This window comes from Anaerobacillus alkalidiazotrophicus, from assembly GCF_001866055.1.
Genome location: NZ_MLQS01000017.1, coordinates 200,526 through 218,556, shown reverse-complemented (window position 1 = coordinate 218,556; position 18,031 = coordinate 200,526). Strand labels below are relative to the sequence as shown.

Genomic DNA, 18,031 nt, shown 5'->3' with positions numbered 1-18,031 from the left:
GTTCATCCTCCTAATTTTTAATACGTTTACAAAGTTGTATTGTATTTGTTTTATCTCGTATGACATAACTTTAATACAAATTAAATACAAGGTCAACGCTTATTTTATAAAAAAGTTGAAGTTACGTATAAATAGGTTATGATAGTAGTAGGATGTTTTGATAAAGGAGTGAGCTAATGAGTGAATTCTTCGCCGTTATATAAACAAATTGCGAAAAGGTTAAAGAAAGAAATCTTAGAAGGGAATTTAGCTTCTGGCGATGCAATTCCATCTGAGAATAAACTAGCTGAAACTTACAATGTTAGTCGTGTCACCATTAGACAAGCCATTGATCTATTAGTTAGTCAAGAATTATTAGAAAAAGTACAGGGAAGCGGAACATATGTAAAAGAAAGAAAAATTGAACATGACATATTCCGTCTGCAAGGTTTTACTGAAGAAATGGCAACCCTAAAAAAAATAACTGAAAACAAGATAATAAAATATGAAATGAAAATTCCTAGTGACTCAATTCAGAAAATCTTACAAATAGATGAAGAAGAACCTACTTTTTTTGTCAGTAGATTACGTTATGTTGATGGAGTTCCACTAGTGTTAGAAAATACATATTTACCAGTGAAGCTTTTTCCTGACCTTTCTTACGAGATCATGCAAGGATCAAAATATAAGTTTATTGAAGAGAACAAAAATTGGAAAATAAAACAAAGCTTTCAAGAGATTATCCCTATCATTCCAGATGAAGCTGTAACAAATCTCCTTAATTTGAAAGAAGCTATTCCCATTCTAAAAGTAAAATTATGGTCAACATTACAAACTGGTGAAGTATTTGAATATAGCGAATTGTTCTTTAAAAGTGACGAATATAAATTTAAAATTGTTGCTAATCGTTGAGTTTCTTTATAGGAGATAATTCCCTTTTAAGCTAAAGAACAGCTAATGCAAATAACCCCATTACTAAAATAAGCAATGGGGTTAAATAATTTCTATCTCTAAATATAGCTATGCAGCTGCACATACCTTCTTTAACTTATCATATAATCGGGAAGTATATGCACCTAAGAACAATGTACGTCCGAAGCTAAATGCCAAAAACGCTAGCCACAAACCATGGTTTTGCATGGAAGGAAAGCTTATTGTATAGACAAGGAAAAATAATAATAGTGCAAATACAGTCGAATTTCGGATCGGTACCCCTTCAGTAGCTCCTGTGAACATTCCATATAACAACAATCCCCAAAAGGTAACAAATGGATAAAGTAAAATCCAGAAATAATAATCTACCGCGAGTTCTTTCAAACTATCTAATGTGGTAAAAAGATATACGAAAGGATCTCTAAATAGTAAGAGGAGGAAAAAGATACATGTCGACAAGGCAAAACCGCAAACAAACGACATTTTCTTCGTTTGTTTAAATAGGAGGTAATTTTGTTGGCCGATTGCTTTGCCTGTTAAAATACTATTTGCACCTGCAAGTCCGTCATACATATAGGCTATTAAATAATGGATTTGAAATAAAATAGCATTAGCAGCTAAAATTTCCACTCCCATTGCTGAACCTCTGGCAGTAAAAAAGCCAAATACAGTTAGCAAACAAACGGTACGAATAAATAAATCACGGTTCATTTTTAACATGGCCATAAATTTTGTTTTATCAAAAAGTGCACCTGATTTGAAATAAGATAAAGAAAAAACATTTAGCTTTTTTAATATGACTAAACCGATGATAACTGTACTAACTTCAGAAAATAGTGTCGCAAATGCTACTCCTTTCACGCCGAAATGAAATACAAGAACAAGTAAAATACTTAAAATAATATTGCTTATATTCATATATAACTGTAATGCTAATGAAATCTTTACTCTTGAAGAACCTATTAACCACCCTAAAATACAGTAATTTAATAAAGCAAATGGTGCTCCCCAAATTCGTATTGAAAAGTAATCAGATGCCATTTTCTCTACTAACGGAGTTGATTCGATTAAGAGAAAAGCTGTCTTTTCTATCGGAATTTGTAAAATGATAAATAGTACACCAAAACATATCGCTAAAAAAGCTGGTCGAATAAAAGCTGAAATTAATTCTTGCTGATTTTGATTACCGCTAGCTTGAGCCGTAAATCCTGATGTACCTACTTTTAAAAATCCGAGAAGCCAATAAATGGTATTGAAAATTAGTGTACCTATCGCAACCCCTCCAATGTAAGAGGGATCAGGCATCCGCCCTACCACCGCTGTATCAACCGCACCCAAAAGAGGCGTAGTTACAGCCGCCAATGTAATCGGAACTACTAATGCCAAGTACTGTTTCCATGTAATACAAGCATTTGAATTCAAAGCTTCTTTTTGCATAAAATATCTCCTAACTATTTTTTAAAATTCTATATCGAAATCACTTTATTATGACATTCAATATCTAATACAGCGTTTAACAATCTCTTTGAATATTCATGTTTAATATTAGATAATTCATGAATTTCTTCAACTCGTTCAACAACCCTTCCATCCTTCAAAAACATCACTCGATCACATATATAAGTAATGGCAGTTAAATCATGCGTTATAAATACATATGATAATTTATATTCTTGCTTTAATTCGATAAGTAGATCTAGAATTTGTTTCTGAATTGAAACATCTAAAGAACTTATCGCTTCATCCAATACTATAAATTTTGGATTTGTAGCTATCGCTCGAGCAATACATACGCGTTGTAGCTGACCTCCACTTAACTCATGGGGATACCTATGTAAATAAGTTATACTCAGCCCGACTTTATCTAGTAATGTTGTAATTTTTTTAATTAATTGTTGCTTATCAGGCTTACTGATGATACATAATGGTTCAGCAATTATATCAAAAACTGTAAATCTAGGATTTACCGAAGAAGTGTAGTCTTGAAAAACAACACTTAGATCCCTTCTCATCTTCACTTGTTCTTTATATGATTTAAACTTAAATATATCTTTCCCTTCAAGATAGACATTACCGGTACTTGGCTTTTCAAGACCGATGATGATTTTTCCAAGTGTACTTTTCCCACTACCACTCTCTCCAATAATTCCCAAACATTCACCTTCATTTAATTCAAATGAAACTTCTGATAAAACGTCAATTTTCGTTTTTTTAAATAGTATATTAGATTCTTTTGGATAGCTTTTATAAATATCTTTAACTTCCAGTAGCATTAATTTTAGACTCCTCTATATATCCTCTATTCAATACTTGATGATACCTTTTCATCATGGCTATTTTCGTATGAATTAAGTATTTTGTATGCTCATGTTGTGGGTTTGTAAAAATGTTTTTTAACTCTCCATATTCAACCATCTGACCACCGTTTAATACAAGTACATGATCTGCTAACTTTGAAATTACTCCTAGATCATGAGAAATGATAATTATCGAAGTATTAAAATGCTTTCGAACATTTATAAGTTCATTAATAACCTCGAATTGTGTAATAGAGTCTAATGCAGTAGTAGGTTCATCTGCAATAATTAACTTTGGTTTCAAGGCAATTGCAATCCCGATCATCACTCTTTGTAACATTCCACCGCTTAATTGATGTGGATATTTTTCTAAAAGGTTTTGAGGGTTTTTTAATTTCATTTTCTCTAATGTATTAATAGCTATTGTCAATGCTTCTTTTTTTGAGATGGAAACATGTTCTCTTAATGTTTCAATAATTTGATTTCCAATCGTGTATAAAGGATTAAATGCTGTCATTGGATTTTGTAGTATCATACCTATTTCCTTTCCCCTTACACGTCTCAAATCTTCTTTATTCATACTCAACAAGCTACGACCATTAAAATGAGCTTCGCCTTGAACATGAAAGCTCTGATCCAATAACCCCATAATTGCTTTACAAGTCATACTTTTTCCACTTCCACTCTCTCCGACAATCCCTAGGCAAGAGTTTTCTTTTAAATCAAATGATATATTATTAATAATACGATTTATTTGTTTATCTCTTTTTAATTCTACGGTTAAATTTTCAATCTTTAGTAGATTATTCATGATTAAGAAACCCCTTCCTACGCATCTTTTGGATCTAGCACATCCCTTAAACTATCACCTAAATAATTAAATGCTGCAACAACTACTAAAATCGCTATACCAGGAGCTAACATTTGCGTGGGGTGACTCATTAAGACATTTCTAGCTTCACTTAACATACTTCCCCATTCTGCTGTAGGTGGTTGAACTCCTAAACCTAAAAAAGAGAGCGCAGAAATGTTAAGAATTACCCAACCTGTATCCAAGGTTGCAAGTATGATAATTTGCGAAAGACTACTAGGTAGTATGTGTTTCGCAAGAATAAATGGTGTACTCGTTCCTACTGCTTTTGAGTAAAGGATATAATTACTTTCACTTGCTTTTAAAACGATGCCACGGATCATTCTCGTATACCAAGCCCATTTAACGATAATATTAGCTACTATAACATTAAAAATCCCAGGTCCTAACATACCAACAATCGCCAATATCATCACTTGACTAGGAAACGAAAGCATCACATCACAAATCCGCATCAATATTTCATCAATTTTCCCTTTAAAGTAACCAGAAATAATACCTAAAACCACACCAATAAAAATAGTTGCTAACATGGTTAGTAATGCTAGGAAAATAGTTGTTCTTACACCAAAAATTAATCTAGATAAAATACATCTCCCTAAGTGATCTGTACCTAACGGATAGTTTAAGGACGGCTTTGCAAATTTATTAATTATATTTACTAGATTTGGATCGTTAACGACTATAAGTGGTGCAAAAACACCAACAAATATGGTGATGATCAATAAAGTCAGACAGATCAAAGCTATTTTATCTTTTACTAGCTTTTTCAGAAGATGAATCATTTTGCATCGATTCCTTTCCTCATTCTCGGATCAATATAATAATTAATAATATCCACAACGAGATTACAGATAATAAAGATAAAAGCCATCATAAGTATATAGGCTTGAATGACCGGATAATCCCTATTAAAAATTGCTGAAATACAGAGCATACCAATACCAGGCCACGCAAAAATACTTTCGATAACAAACGTACCAGCAATGAGTTGTGCAATACTCATACCAAATGCTGTAATACAGGAATGGATTGAATTTTTTAGGATATGTTTTAAAACAATACTCCTCTGCCTTAATCCGCGAACATTTGCATATAATACATAGTTCTCCCTCATATTTTCAAGCATATTATTTCTAATCAAACGAATATATATAGAAATATATGTTAATGACAAAGTGATAGATGGAAGAATCAAATGTTTAATATCTCCTTTACCACTTGTCGGTAGAAGATTTAACTTTACTGAAAATAACCAAATTAACAGTAAACCAATCCAATAATTAGGCATTGCCGTCCCAATAAAAACAATGCTTCTAACACCTTTGTCAAACAAACTATCTTTATAAACTGCGCTAAGAACACCTATTGGAATACTGATAATGATAATAATTACTAAAGAAGCAAGTGCGAGCTGTATTGTTGCCGGTAGGACTCTAAGGAGTTCATCTAAAACAGGCTTCTTACTAATATAAGAATTCCCAAAATCAAGTTGCACGCTTTTTCTTAACCAATTATAATACCTTACAAAAAAAGGATCATCAAGTCCAAGCTCTGCCCTTGTAATCTCAATAGCTTCTGGAGTAGCGACTGCATCATTTACCCTTATCGCAACTTCAGCAGGGTCAGAGGGAACGATGTTTATTAAGATAAATGCTAAAAAAGTTATAGCAAAAATAATAGGGATGATCGAAACTATTCTCTTAATTATATAGTTTTTCATTTTTTCATATTGTCTCCTACTTTTTTATCTGAGTGTTTTAAATACACGTAAAGTCAAACTTTCGCAAAGCAAAAGTTTGACTTTTTGTGTTTTTTCTAATTTCACCCTAACTCCAACTCAAATTATGGAAATCGAAATTTAGGTAACCTTATAACTCTACATGAATGTTAGATATAATCTTTATATAACTCACATTCAGAAATAAACATTAAATGCACCAAGAGTTCTACTCCCCAAAATACATTTTTTCAAATGGGATTTCAAATTGAGAAGGATTGAATGTTACATTTTTTAAATCTTGCCTAAAAACTGCTCTATTTCTTTCATAAGTAAGCGGAATGTAAACAGCCTCTTCATGCAGTGTCGTTAGTATATAAGTATACAGTTCCTGCCTTTCTTCTTCATCCGTTGCTATTAGAGCATTCGTTATACTCTCATCAATTTGTGGCTTTTGTTCAAGCCCTTGCTGTGCATAATAATCTCCGTATACAGGAAGCTTCATACCAGCTAAAAAGGACTGTGGATCATAAGGTGTGCCCCATGAAATATCAAAAATAATATCAAAATTACCTGCTTTTTGTCTGTCTCTATAAGATTGTTCTTCTTCTCCAATTATCTCTAGCCCAATACCGATAGAAGCTAATTCACTTTGCATAAATTCTCCAATCGATTTTTCAGCCACTGCATCATTGTTATAGTGCAATTGAAGTTGTAAAACTTCTCCATCTTTTTGTCTCAACGATTGCCCCTCTACTTTTTCCCAACCTGCTTCTTCTAATAACTGCTCTGCTATCTCTTTATCGAACGCATATGGCTTTAGATCAATATTTGCGTAAGGTACGGTTTTAGCAAGTAATGTATCGGCAGGTGCTTCACTTCCGTTGAATATTCCTTCAGAAATCGCTTCTTTACTTACTGCATGTTGTAAAGCCTTTCTAACGTTTACATCATTTAAAATTGAATTTGTTGTGTTAAGTAGGATTATTCTGGACGAAATCGGTTCTGACATAATCGTTTCAAAATTTGAATTTCCTTCTAACATCGTAAATGACTCTGCATCAATCATATTTTTTCCATAAATCATGTCAATTTCACCGTTTTGCAATGCCATTACCCTCGTTTGATTATCAGGAATTACTTTTACAGTAATCTTTTCAATAGTAGGTTTTTCTCCCCAATAATCTTCATTAACAGAAAATACAGCATATTCATCTTGTTTATTTTCTGTAAGAACATATGGACCTGTACCAAAATACTCACTAACACCATCTTTTGTCGTTCCATCAATCATTGCATTTGGAGAAATAAATCTGAAAGGTCTTGTTACCGCTAACTCTGTCAACATAGGGTAATAAGGTTCACTCATTACAATTTGTAATGTATATTCATCAACGATTTCTACTTTTTCCATAAGCCTTACTAACTCTAACCAACCGTGTCTTTCGATGTTATCTAATATCGCATCAATATTTGCTTTTGCAGCATCTGCATTGAATTTTTCTCCGTCATGGAACGTTACATCCTTTCTTAGAAAAAACGTATACTCTTTACCATCTTCGCTAATTTTCCAACGCTCAGCCAACCATGGTTCTATTCCATTTTCCGTAACTTTAACTAAAGATTCATACAGCATATTTTGCGCGTAAAGCTCCCCACCGTACAAATGCGGATTTAAATCACGAATATCTCTAAAGTTAGCAAAAATCAACTCATTTTTTACTTCTTCTGTTGAAATATTATTTTTATTTTCTTCCTGCTCTTTACTAGCTTCATTACTAGAAGATTGGCATCCTACAACAAATAAACTTAAACATAATAAAGCTAATAAAATAACAATGGTCGATAATCTTTTTTTCATATTGTTCAGTTCCCCTCTTAAATTAAGTTTTCATATTTCGTAAATTTAATAGAAATAATAAGAAAATGACACTTCCAAAAAAGGTAGACTAAGGTTTAATTAAGCTATTTGATCAAAAAATATGTAGTTAACACCATTCCTACGTTAGTAAACAATAATGATAATCATTTTCATATAAGTCTAAAGAGATTATATGAAATAGTAAATATTGGTGTCAATGAACAATTTGTGAAAAATTCACTTTTGAACTTCTATAACATGGCCAATACTATGTTATAATACGTAAGTTAATTTGAATGAATAAGTAGGTGTATACGTATGTATGATGTGGTAGTAATTGGTGGTGGACCATCTGGTCTTATGGCTGCAATTTCTGCTAGTGAACACGGAGCAAAAGTAATCCTTATAGATAAAGGAGATAAACTTGGTCGTAAGCTCGCTATTTCTGGTGGGGGGCGTTGTAATGTCACGAATCGAATGGATGAAAAAGAACTAATAGCACATATACCAGGGAATGGACGATTTATGTATAGTCCTTTTTCTGTCTTTAACAATGAAGATATTATAAATTTTTTCGAAAAACTAGGGATTAAATTAAAAGAAGAAGACCGAGGTCGAATGTTTCCAGTAAGTGACAAAGCGAGTACGGTGGTGGAGAGTTTATTAGAAAAATTACGAAATTTAAAGGTCCAAATATTTACAAACACACCAGTAAAAGATGTTCTTTATGAAGATGGAAGAGTGAATGCTATAAAGTTGAACAATGGTAAGATACTTTCAACAAAGTCTGTAATTATCGCCGTTGGTGGGAAAAGTGTACCTCATACAGGAAGCACTGGTGACGGCTATCCGTGGGCTCGGAAAGCCGGACACACGATAACGGACCTCTTTCCCACCGAAGTTCCAATAACTTCAAACGAAATTTTTATTAAAAATAAACTGTTACAAGGTTTGTCTTTACGTGACGTTCGTTTGTCTGTGATTAACCCTAAAGGCAAAACAATCATCCATCACGACGGTGACATGATCTTTACTCACTTCGGTATATCTGGACCAATTTCACTACGCTGTAGCCAATATGTGGTGAAAGCGTTGAAGAAATTTTCTGCTGATTACATTAACATGAGTCTTGACCTTTTTCCTCAAAAATCAGCGGAAGATATCTTTCAAGAAATTAATGCAATTGCTAAACAATCAGAAAAAAAATCGATTAAAAACAGTTTAAAAGGATATATTCCAGAACGCTTACTTCACTTTTACTTAGAAAAAACTGGGATTGATGGTAACTCAACATTTGCTAATGTTTCGAACGATGCGCTTCGTCAATTGTCCAAATTAATAAAAGGCTTCACCTTTACTGTAAATGGAACATTACCATTAGAAAAAGCTTTTGTAACTGGTGGGGGGGTTTCAGTTAAAGAAGTAAATCCGAAAACAATGGAATCAAAACTTATGAATGGACTATTTTTTTGTGGAGAGGTGTTAGATATCCACGGGTATACTGGTGGATATAATATAACCGTTGCCTTTTCCACAGGTTATACAGCTGGCAAAGGAGCTGCGGAAAGTAGTTTAGAATAAGCATATACAATGAAAATTGACATACTTGAAAAACATGAAAACCGACTACCAAAAGTGGTAGTCGGTTTTCTATTAGTTAGCCACAAAATTGACAAGCTTATTAGGTACTGCAATGACTTTACGAATTGTTTTTCCCTCAAGTTCTTCTTGAATTTTTTCATCATTCTTAGCCAATTGCTCCATATCTTCTCGGCTAGCATCTTTTGGAATAGAGATCTTGGCTTTTAATTTTCCATTTACTTGAACAACAATTTCAATTTCCGCTTCTACAAGCATATTCTCATCATATGTTGGCCAAGACTCATAACTAATTGTGGAAGTATAACCCAATTTCTCCCATAGTTCTTCACCAAGATGTGGCGCCACTGGAGAAAGCAGCTTCACAAAACCTTCCATTAACGTTTTTGGTAATTCCTTTTGCTTATATGCATCGTTAATAAATACCATAAGTTGTGAAATTCCTACGTTAAATCGTAAACCAGCAAAGTCATCAGAAACTTTTTTCACAGTTTGGTGATACATACGTTGGAAACTTTCAGATCCTTCGACATCACTAATTGCCGGGTTCAATTTTCCTTCATCAGTAATAAATAGGCGCCAAATTCTATCTAAGAAACGCCTTGCACCATCCAAGCCATTTTCACTCCAAGCAATTGAAGCATCTAGTGGTCCCATGAACATTTCATATAAACGAAGTGTGTCAGCACCATGACTTGAAACAATATCATCTGGATTGACAACATTTCCTTTTGACTTACTCATTTTTTCATTATTTTCACCTAAAATCATACCTTGGTTATACAGCTTTTGGAATGGTTCTTTTGTAGGGACAACCCCAATATCGTAAAGAACTTTGTGCCAAAAACGTGCATAAAGAAGATGAAGAACTGCATGCTCAGCGCCACCAATATAAATGTCGATTGGGAGCCATTTTTTTAATTTTTCTGGATCAGCAAGCGCTTCTGTATTATGTGGGTCAATAAAACGAAGATAATACCAGCAGCTCCCTGCCCATTGCGGCATTGTATTCGTTTCACGACGACCTTTCAACCCTGTTTCTGGATCTATTACATGTAACCACTCTTTAGCATTTGCTAGTGGAGACTCTCCAGTTCCTGATGGTTTAATTTCATCCATTTCTGGTAGGGCTAATGGAAGTTCACTTTCTGGAACGGCCTTCATCGTACCATCTTCTAGATGAATAACTGGAATAGGCTCACCCCAATAACGTTGGCGGCTAAATAACCAGTCCCGCAAGCGATACGTTACTTTCTTCGTTCCTTTACCTTCCGCTTCAAGCCATTCGATCATTTTTCCAATCGCTTGTTTTTTATTTAATCCATTTAAGAAATCGGAATTTACAAGAGTTCCATCTCCTGTAAAGGCTTCTTCTTCTACATTTCCACCAGAAACAACCTCGATAATTGGTAACTCAAACGTACGTGCAAATTCATAATCACGCTCATCATGTGCTGGAACAGCCATGATCGCTCCTGAACCATATGTAGATAATACGTAGTCGGCAATCCATATCGGTAACTTAGCACCATTTACAGGATTAATCGCATATGCCCCTGTAAAAACACCTGTTTTTTCTTTTGAAAGTTCAGTTCGCTCTAAGTCGCTTTTTGTTGAAACTTTCTTTTTATATGCTTCAACTTCATCTTTTTGTTCTGCAGTTGTTATTTTGTCTACTAATTTATGTTCTGGCGCAAAAACTGCATATGTTGCTCCAAACAACGTATCAGGTCTCGTTGTAAAAACGGTAAATTCCTGATCGTGATCCTCTATTGCAAAATTTATTTCCGCACCTTCAGATCGACCAATCCAATTGCGCTGCATATCTTTAATGCTTTCAGGCCAATCAAGTTCCTCTAAATCTTCTAACAAACGATCCGCATATGCCGTGATCTTTAACATCCACTGCTTCATTGGGCGTCGTTCAACCGGATGCCCACCACGCTCACTTTTTCCATCAATAACTTCTTCGTTTGCAAGAACTGTCCCTAATGCAGGGCACCAGTTTACAGGTACTTCATCTACATAAGCTAGTCCTTTATTAAATAACTGAAGAAAAATCCATTGCGTCCATTTATAATAATTAGGGTCAGTTGTATTCACTTCACGATCCCAATCATAAGAAAAGCCTAATGATTTAATTTGACGTCGGAAATTATCAATATTTGTTTGTGTAAACTCATTTGGGTGTTTCCCTGTATCTAATGCAAATTGCTCTGCTGGTAAACCGAAAGCATCCCACCCCATTGGATGAAGAACGTTATAGCCTTGCATTCGTTTCATTCTAGATAAGATATCAGTTGCTGTATACCCTTCAGGATGCCCTACGTGAAGTCCTGCTCCTGATGGATATGGAAACATATCTAGCGCATAAAATTTTTCTTTTGTTTCATCTTCTTCTGTTTTGTACGTTTTGTTTTCTTCCCAGAGATTTTGCCACTTCTTTTCTATCTCTTGATGTGAAAATGACATTATACTACCTCCTTATTTTTTCTGAATTTTTGTTAAAAATTTTAATTCTAACTATGTAAATAAAATGATAACTTAAAATTAAAGAATATAAACATTAAGCCAATGGTTATATATCAATTATTAGCTTGCTTCTTAATTTCCTAAAAGTATTAAAAAACCTCCCACCACTAACGTAATCGTTAGGGACGAGAGGTTAATAAGCATAATTATTCCCGCGGTACCACCCAAATTAGTGTTGGATACACTCACTTCTTTTACACCTTAACGCGGATTAACGACAAGAACTACTAAGGTTCACTCTTGCAACTAATAGGCGAGTTCATGGTTCTCTATGATTGACTTGCACCAACCGTCAATTCTCTAATACAAGAGGTTCCACTACTACTCCTCATCATTGTATTTCACTGGTTTGTTATTTAATTTAACATCATAGTTTGTATTGTATTAATTTGTCGATTGGTTGTCAATACAATATTAAAATTGTTGACAATTTTTTTTCACTTTATACAACGGAAAGGTTTTTACATCATTTAGTAGTTAAAGGTAGTGTGCCGCACACTAAATTTTTGATCATTGCACTCGGTTGTGCGCCATTACACTTAATTTCTGATCGATCCGCTACGTTTTTTGGACGTTTCTCTTCAGTTGTGTACGATCTTACTTACATTCTCTGGAATCCACTTGTTTCAGCACGGTCCCTATGATTTGTGTGCAATCATAACCTCCTGCTCAACAGTTGGTTTAAGTTGGCGATCATACAAATATGTGCTTATAAATCCAACAGAAAAAAGGAGCATTAAGCTGTATAATAACACTTGCATCCCAAATAGATCTGCAATTACCCCACCCAAAAATGGTCCAATCATTCTACCACCAGTACCAATACTATTTACGACGCCTTGATAAAAACCTTCTTTCCCTTTAGGTGCTAGTTGATGAGCGATCGTAGGTACAGCTGGCCAAACAAACATTTCTCCTATCGTTAAAATAACCATTGCTACAACAAATATGATAAAAACTTCCGCCTGTGCCAATACAAAAAATGAAAGCATAAATACAGCTAAACCAAAATAAATTTGTCCCTTTAAAGTATGGAACCATCTTTTAATCAAAGTACTAATAACAGGTTGTCCCAACACGATTAAAGCTCCGTTAACAGTCCAAATTAAACTATATTGTTCAATACTAATACCTAGCGCTTGTGTATGAACAGATATCGTTGAGGCCCACTGTACATAAGCAATCCAACAAATAATAAACCCAACACAAAGAATTAATAAAGCCTTAAATTTAGCTTTATTCTCAACTATCATTCTTTGATCTAATATACTCGTTTGTCCTCTCGAACTTACATCAGCTTTCATATTCTTAAATCCAATAGAAGCAATAAAAAAGAAAATTATATACATAATACCGTTTGCTAAAAAAACATAATCAAATCTAAAGGATGCAACTAAACCACCTAAAGCCGCACCAGTAGCTACACCAACATTTTGCGCTACATAAAGTGAGTTAAATGCCTTTCTCCCCCCTTCAGGCCATACAGAACCCGCCATTGCGTACATAGATGGGTATGTAATCCCTGAACCTAAACCTAAGCCAATTAATAAAACAACATAATAACTCCAACTATGAAAAAATACCAATGTAAATGCGCTAACCACTGTAATGGAAATTCCAAATAAAATGGTTTTATAGCCACCTATTCGATCGAACAATCTTCCACCAATTAAATTACCGATAACACCTGCTCCTGCATTAGCCATTAAGACTAATCCTGCAATACTGAGCGACTTACCTAATTCTTGATGAATATAAATCGTATTTAGTGGCCATAAAAAAGAAGCGCCAGTTACATTTATTACCATTCCGATAATTAGTAACCATAACGCCTTTGGCATACTTATCTCTACCTCTCTCTTATTTCGATTCTCTAAAGGAATTGTATGTCATTTTATTATATTTGGCAACGATATTTTCAGGAAAACTTCATATATTTTATCTGTCCAAAACCAATCTTAATTTTCGAAATTTCCTTTCGATAAACTTAATTTTTGCTCCTTTTGAGTTATATTTTAATGGGCATCTTCTGTTTTCTCCTCAATCCTAAAACTATAATTCTAGTATAATAAAGCTAAAAAGTGGAGAAAGCGTTTAGGGGGCGGGTTAAGACAAGTTGGTATTCTAGGTGCAGCTGGATTTGTAGCACTAACAAAAATGGTTGATCGTTTGGCAATTGACCATGAGAATGCTAAAATACTTGCAGACGGTTTGGACAAACACCCTTTTATTTCTGTCATTAATAAGGTTGAAACAAATATTGTCTTAATTGATATTACAAAAACAGGAAAGCGATCAGACAAATTTATTGAAGCACTAAAACAAGTAGGGATTCTTGCAGTACCTTTTGGACCAAAAACCATTCGATTTACAACTCATTATGATGTAAGTAAAGAAAATATTAAAGAAACGGTAAATAAAGTTTTGAATTTAAAATAATATAGAGATTTCTATCACAACTTAAATTTATTATTCTCGCTACTAAGACACTATATCTAGTTACGTTGAACAGTCGTAACAAATATGGTTTTAGTAGTTATAAAATTCACTATCTATTTTAACGAAAGAAAGGAACAACTATGAAATCTATCGATCAACAAGTGCCTATTATGTTTGGAGACAAACGCTACCATTCATGGAACTTCCATCTTCGCCAACAATTTGGCGAAAAAATATTTAAAATACCGTTAGATGCAGGATTTGATTGCCCTAACCGTGACGGACGTGTCGCTAGTGGTGGTTGTACATTTTGTAGTGAGCGAGGCTCCGGAGATTTTGCTGGTGACCGAAAAGATGATCTCGTTACACAATTCAATACAATTAAAGAAAAAATGCATAAAAAATGGCCAACTGGTAAATACCTTGGGTACTTTCAAGCTTATACGAACACTTATGCTCCAGTGGAAGAACTAAGAGAAATGTATGAAGTCATTTTACAACAAGATGATGTTGTAGGTCTTTCAATCGCTACAAGACCCGATTGCCTTCCAGACGATGTTGTTGAATATTTGGGAGAGTTAAATAAACGAACATACTTATGGGTAGAGTTAGGTTTACAAACCGTTCACCAACGAACAGCAGACTTAATCAACCGAGCCCATGATTATCAAACGTATGTTGATGGTGTAGAAAAATTAAGAAAGCACAACATTCGTATTTGTTCCCATATTATTAACGGGCTTCCTCTTGAAAATTATGAGATGATGATGGAAACAGCTAAAGAAGTTGCAAAACTTGACGTTCAAGGAATCAAAATTCACCTACTTCATCTTTTACGAAAAACTGCGATGGTTAAGCAATACGAAAAAGGCTTACTTGAATTTATGGATTTACCTACGTACATTAACCTTGTATGTGATCAGCTAGAAGTACTCCCACCCGAAATGGTCATTCACCGGTTGACAGGTGATGGTCCAAGCGATTTAATGATAGGTCCGATGTGGAGTTTAAACAAATGGGAAGTACTCAATGCTATTGATGCCGAATTAAAAAAACGCAATAGTTGGCAAGGTAAATATTTTCAAAGGGGTTAAGAATAAATGAAAGTTCTAGGTGTTCTACCATTTGCAAGAAAACTCATTAGCAATGCTGTTCAACAAGGGAATATTGTTATCGATGGAACTACTGGCAATGGACATGACACGTTATATTTAGCAAACCTTGTTGGTGAGCTAGGTCATGTTTACGGATTTGATATTCAAGAGGCTGCGATAAATAAAACAAAACAACGATTAACAGAACATAATTGCCTTTCCGGAGTAACGCTTTTTCAGAAGGGCCATGAAATGGTTAAAACAGTTATACCCGAAAAACATCATGGGGAAATTGCTTGTGCTATTTTTAACCTTGGTTACTTACCTGGTGGAAATAAAGAAATTGTAACAATCCCTGAAACGACAATAAAGGCTATCAGTGACATATTCTCTATGTTAAAAAAAGAAGGGATTATTGTCCTTGTGGTTTACCATGGACACAATGAAGGGAAAAAAGAAAAGGATGAACTCCTTCACTTTGTATCAAATATGGATCAAACAAAAGCTCACGTGTTAACTTATCAATTTTTAAACCAAAAAAATGATCCTCCTTTTATTATTGCTATCGAAAAAAGATAACAATAGCTCATTACCATATCGAATGAAAAGAGCGTCCAAGTGGACGCTCTTTTTTCCGTACCCTTATTTATCTGTGTTTAAACCATATTCTTCCCATAAAATATTTCATCCATTTCAGCTTTCAGTCGTTCTTCAATTTCCCTTACTTCTTTTGGCTCTAGTTTCTCTTTTTTATACCCGAATAAATAATTATTTAAGTCAAATTTTTTCAACTTACACTTCGTATGGAAAATATTTTCTGGATAAACGTTAACATCGATCATATCATATAGCTTTTTAATTTCATCTGGTATGTAATTTTGGATTGAATTAATCTCATGATCAATAAACAATTTCTGACCACTAATATCTCTTGTAAATCCACGAACGCGGTAATCCATTGTCATAACATCCGTTTCAAAAGAATGAATTAAATAATTTAAAGCTTTTAACGGAGAGATTTCTCCACATGTAGCAACATCAATATCTGCTCTAAATGTACTTATTCCTTCACTTGGATGATATTCAGGATATGTATGAACAGTGATATGACTTTTATCTAACTGCATCGTAACGGCAGTAGGTAAAGGTCCTGGCGATTCTTCATAGGATTCCGTAGGCACTTCTACAACAGGCCCCTCAGACACAAGCATTGTAACACTAGCCCCTTGAGGAACGTAGTCTTGTTTCGCAATATTTAATACATGGGCGCCAATGATTTCTGAAACATGACTAAGAGTTTTAGTTAAGCTATCAGCACTATATTGTTCATCTATGTACGCGATATAAGCTTCCCGCTCTTCCTTTGTCTTTGTAAAACAAATGTCATACATATTAAAACTTAGAGACTTTGTTAAATTATTAAATCCGTGTAAAGTTATTCGCTGTTCTGGAGTAAGTTTCACAGTAAATTTCCCCTTATCAGTAATATTGATATTCTCAAATCCCCAGCTAAGAATCATGTCATCTTTTTTATTATCTTACCCATTCTTTTAAATAAAAAACGGGTCAATTCATAATGAACATAGAATATCTTCATTTCCTAACTGAAGAGGGATAATTTACTATTTTTTTAATCTTCGATAAATCCATCCATTAATAAAGAAGAACAATGTAGAGCTACCACCTACACGAATTAATCGCTTCGATATTTCCTTCACCTGCTTTTGACTTCTTACCTTTTCATCTGCTAAATATATAGCCATCAAACCTTTATTGATGAAGTAATGAAATTGTTGATGTGGTAAATTATTAATACTTTTGTCTGCCTCAACTGCAAAATGTTCAAGACGATTAAGTAATTCTTTCTCATCCTCATAGTAAAAACAAAAGTTTAAATCGCCACCTATCCGATCTTCTTCCTGGTCGATAAAATAATCTAACATAATATGCAATCCTTGCACCCAAGGAAAATAACTTTCTTTAACAGAAATTGCATCTTTTTTTGAGAAATTAGGTTTTGTTGCATAAGAAGTTAGACAAAAAATTCCTAACGTCGAACCTGCACAAGCGGAAAATTCATACCAAGCCATAGCGGGTAATTTATCTTTATGACTATTAAACCATTTTTCTAACCGTGGAACTCTATCTTCTTTTTTCACATGCTTATGGATTTGTAAATCACAATAATATTTAGCGAGTTCTATATTACATGGATAAATATTCTCATAAGCCGGTAACGTAGAAATAACATCTTGACAGGCCATAACTAATTCATGTAAATAGCCACCATCATCTTTTTCTTCTCGGTGCCGATAATAATCTTCTAAAACAGCTCCTGGCGTTAATGCATGGAGCATTGAATTATGCAATGCTTCAAAATCATTTGGATCTAATGAGGTACTACGATCACATAGATTATCTAAATAATCACTTATAGTTTGATAGGCTACGATAAAACGAATGACTTTATCTATTTCTTCCTCTGCTAAAAGACCGTAAATGCTTCCCCCCTCACAATGAAATGTCTTAGTCTCAATACTTGCTAATGCTTGTTTGCGAAGTTCAGGATTTGGAATATTGTTTGCTTTTTCTTTCCACTCATTTAAATAATAATGAACTCTTGGCAAGACTTCTTTATAAATTTTTATCATCATTGATAATGGTTTTTTCGGGATACTCATTTTACTTTGATTTCCTCCTTAAAAA

The 18,031-nt window shown here is 34.0% G+C and carries 14 protein-coding genes, 1 pseudogene and 1 other annotated feature; of the genes and pseudogenes, 5 read left to right on the top strand and 10 right to left on the bottom strand.

What is annotated here, in order from left to right; genetic code table 11:
* The first annotated feature begins 180 nt into the window (after positions 1 to 180).
* Entirely contained in the window at positions 181 to 891 is a 711-nt protein-coding gene (locus tag BKP45_RS23315; RefSeq protein ID WP_071389805.1) for a GntR family transcriptional regulator, read from the top strand.
* 108 nt (positions 892 to 999) lie between these two features.
* Here the strand turns inward: BKP45_RS23315 and BKP45_RS11390 are convergent, their stop codons facing one another.
* The 6 genes from BKP45_RS11390 to nikA all read right to left on the bottom strand — a co-directional run bounded on the left by BKP45_RS11390 (position 1,000) and on the right by nikA (position 7,661).
* Entirely contained in the window at positions 1,000 to 2,349 is a 1,350-nt protein-coding gene (locus BKP45_RS11390; RefSeq protein WP_245747454.1) for an MATE family efflux transporter, read from the bottom strand.
* 29 nt (positions 2,350 to 2,378) lie between these two features.
* Positions 2,379 to 3,185: an ABC transporter ATP-binding protein gene (locus tag BKP45_RS11385; protein WP_071389804.1), complete on the bottom strand. Its 807-nt coding sequence runs from the start codon at positions 3,183 to 3,185 to the stop codon at positions 2,379 to 2,381.
* Positions 3,169 to 4,020, bottom strand: a complete 852-nt coding sequence (locus BKP45_RS11380) for an ABC transporter ATP-binding protein (RefSeq protein WP_071389803.1) — start codon at positions 4,018 to 4,020, stop codon at positions 3,169 to 3,171. Before BKP45_RS11380 ends, BKP45_RS11385 begins: the two co-directional genes overlap by 17 nt.
* Before the next feature lie 17 nt (positions 4,021 to 4,037).
* Positions 4,038 to 4,865 carry a nickel/cobalt ABC transporter permease gene (opp1C, locus tag BKP45_RS11375; RefSeq protein ID WP_071389802.1) on the bottom strand — a complete coding sequence of 276 codons (828 nt, stop codon included), beginning with the start codon at positions 4,863 to 4,865 and terminating at the stop codon, positions 4,038 to 4,040.
* The gene (opp1B, locus tag BKP45_RS11370) at positions 4,862 to 5,803 is read right to left on the bottom strand and encodes a nickel/cobalt ABC transporter permease (protein WP_071389801.1); all 942 of its coding nucleotides are present in this window, start codon (positions 5,801 to 5,803) and stop codon (positions 4,862 to 4,864) included. The genes opp1C and opp1B overlap by 4 nt, the downstream gene beginning before the upstream one ends.
* 226 nt (positions 5,804 to 6,029) lie before the next feature.
* Positions 6,030 to 7,661: a nickel ABC transporter substrate-binding protein gene (gene nikA, locus BKP45_RS11365; protein WP_071389800.1), complete on the bottom strand. Its 1,632-nt coding sequence runs from the start codon at positions 7,659 to 7,661 to the stop codon at positions 6,030 to 6,032.
* A 318-nt stretch (positions 7,662 to 7,979) separates the two neighbouring features.
* Between nikA and BKP45_RS11360 the strand changes: the two genes are divergently transcribed.
* A complete protein-coding gene (locus BKP45_RS11360; RefSeq protein WP_071389799.1) occupies positions 7,980 to 9,242 on the top strand; it encodes a BaiN/RdsA family NAD(P)/FAD-dependent oxidoreductase in 1,263 nt (420 codons plus the stop codon).
* Positions 9,243 to 9,314: 72 nt separating this feature from the next.
* On the opposite strand, the gene leuS is transcribed toward BKP45_RS11360, so the two are convergent.
* Together leuS and BKP45_RS11350 are read right to left on the bottom strand one after the other, a co-directional pair.
* The gene (leuS, locus tag BKP45_RS11355) at positions 9,315 to 11,732 is read right to left on the bottom strand and encodes a leucine--tRNA ligase (RefSeq protein ID WP_071389798.1); all 2,418 of its coding nucleotides are present in this window, start codon (positions 11,730 to 11,732) and stop codon (positions 9,315 to 9,317) included.
* Positions 11,733 to 11,910: 178 nt separating this feature from the next.
* Positions 11,911 to 12,136, bottom strand: a binding site (T-box leader).
* 294 nt (positions 12,137 to 12,430) lie between these two features.
* Positions 12,431 to 13,633 (bottom strand): MDR family MFS transporter, encoded by a 1,203-nt coding sequence (locus BKP45_RS11350; protein WP_071389797.1) that lies wholly within the window; start codon positions 13,631 to 13,633, stop codon positions 12,431 to 12,433.
* A gap of 241 nt (positions 13,634 to 13,874) precedes the next feature.
* Here BKP45_RS11350 and BKP45_RS11345 point away from each other — a divergent pair.
* The 3 genes and pseudogenes from BKP45_RS11345 to BKP45_RS11335 all read left to right on the top strand — a co-directional run.
* Positions 13,875 to 14,231, top strand: a pseudogene (locus BKP45_RS11345) (beta-eliminating lyase-related protein); the annotation flags it as partial.
* Between the two features lie 140 nt (positions 14,232 to 14,371).
* Complete coding sequence (locus BKP45_RS11340; protein WP_139193814.1) at positions 14,372 to 15,325, top strand: TIGR01212 family radical SAM protein; 954 nt, start codon at positions 14,372 to 14,374, stop codon at positions 15,323 to 15,325.
* Between the two features lie 6 nt (positions 15,326 to 15,331).
* Positions 15,332 to 15,904: a class I SAM-dependent methyltransferase gene (locus BKP45_RS11335; RefSeq protein ID WP_071389795.1), complete on the top strand. Its 573-nt coding sequence runs from the start codon at positions 15,332 to 15,334 to the stop codon at positions 15,902 to 15,904.
* 77 nt (positions 15,905 to 15,981) lie between these two features.
* Here the strand turns inward: BKP45_RS11335 and speD are convergent, their stop codons facing one another.
* Positions 15,982 to 16,788, bottom strand: a complete 807-nt coding sequence (gene speD / locus BKP45_RS11330; RefSeq protein WP_071389794.1) for an adenosylmethionine decarboxylase — start codon at positions 16,786 to 16,788, stop codon at positions 15,982 to 15,984.
* A gap of 159 nt (positions 16,789 to 16,947) precedes the next feature.
* Entirely contained in the window at positions 16,948 to 18,006 is a 1,059-nt protein-coding gene (locus tag BKP45_RS11325; RefSeq protein ID WP_071389793.1) for a tetraprenyl-beta-curcumene synthase family protein, read from the bottom strand.
* Between the last annotated feature and the right edge of the window lie 25 nt (positions 18,007 to 18,031).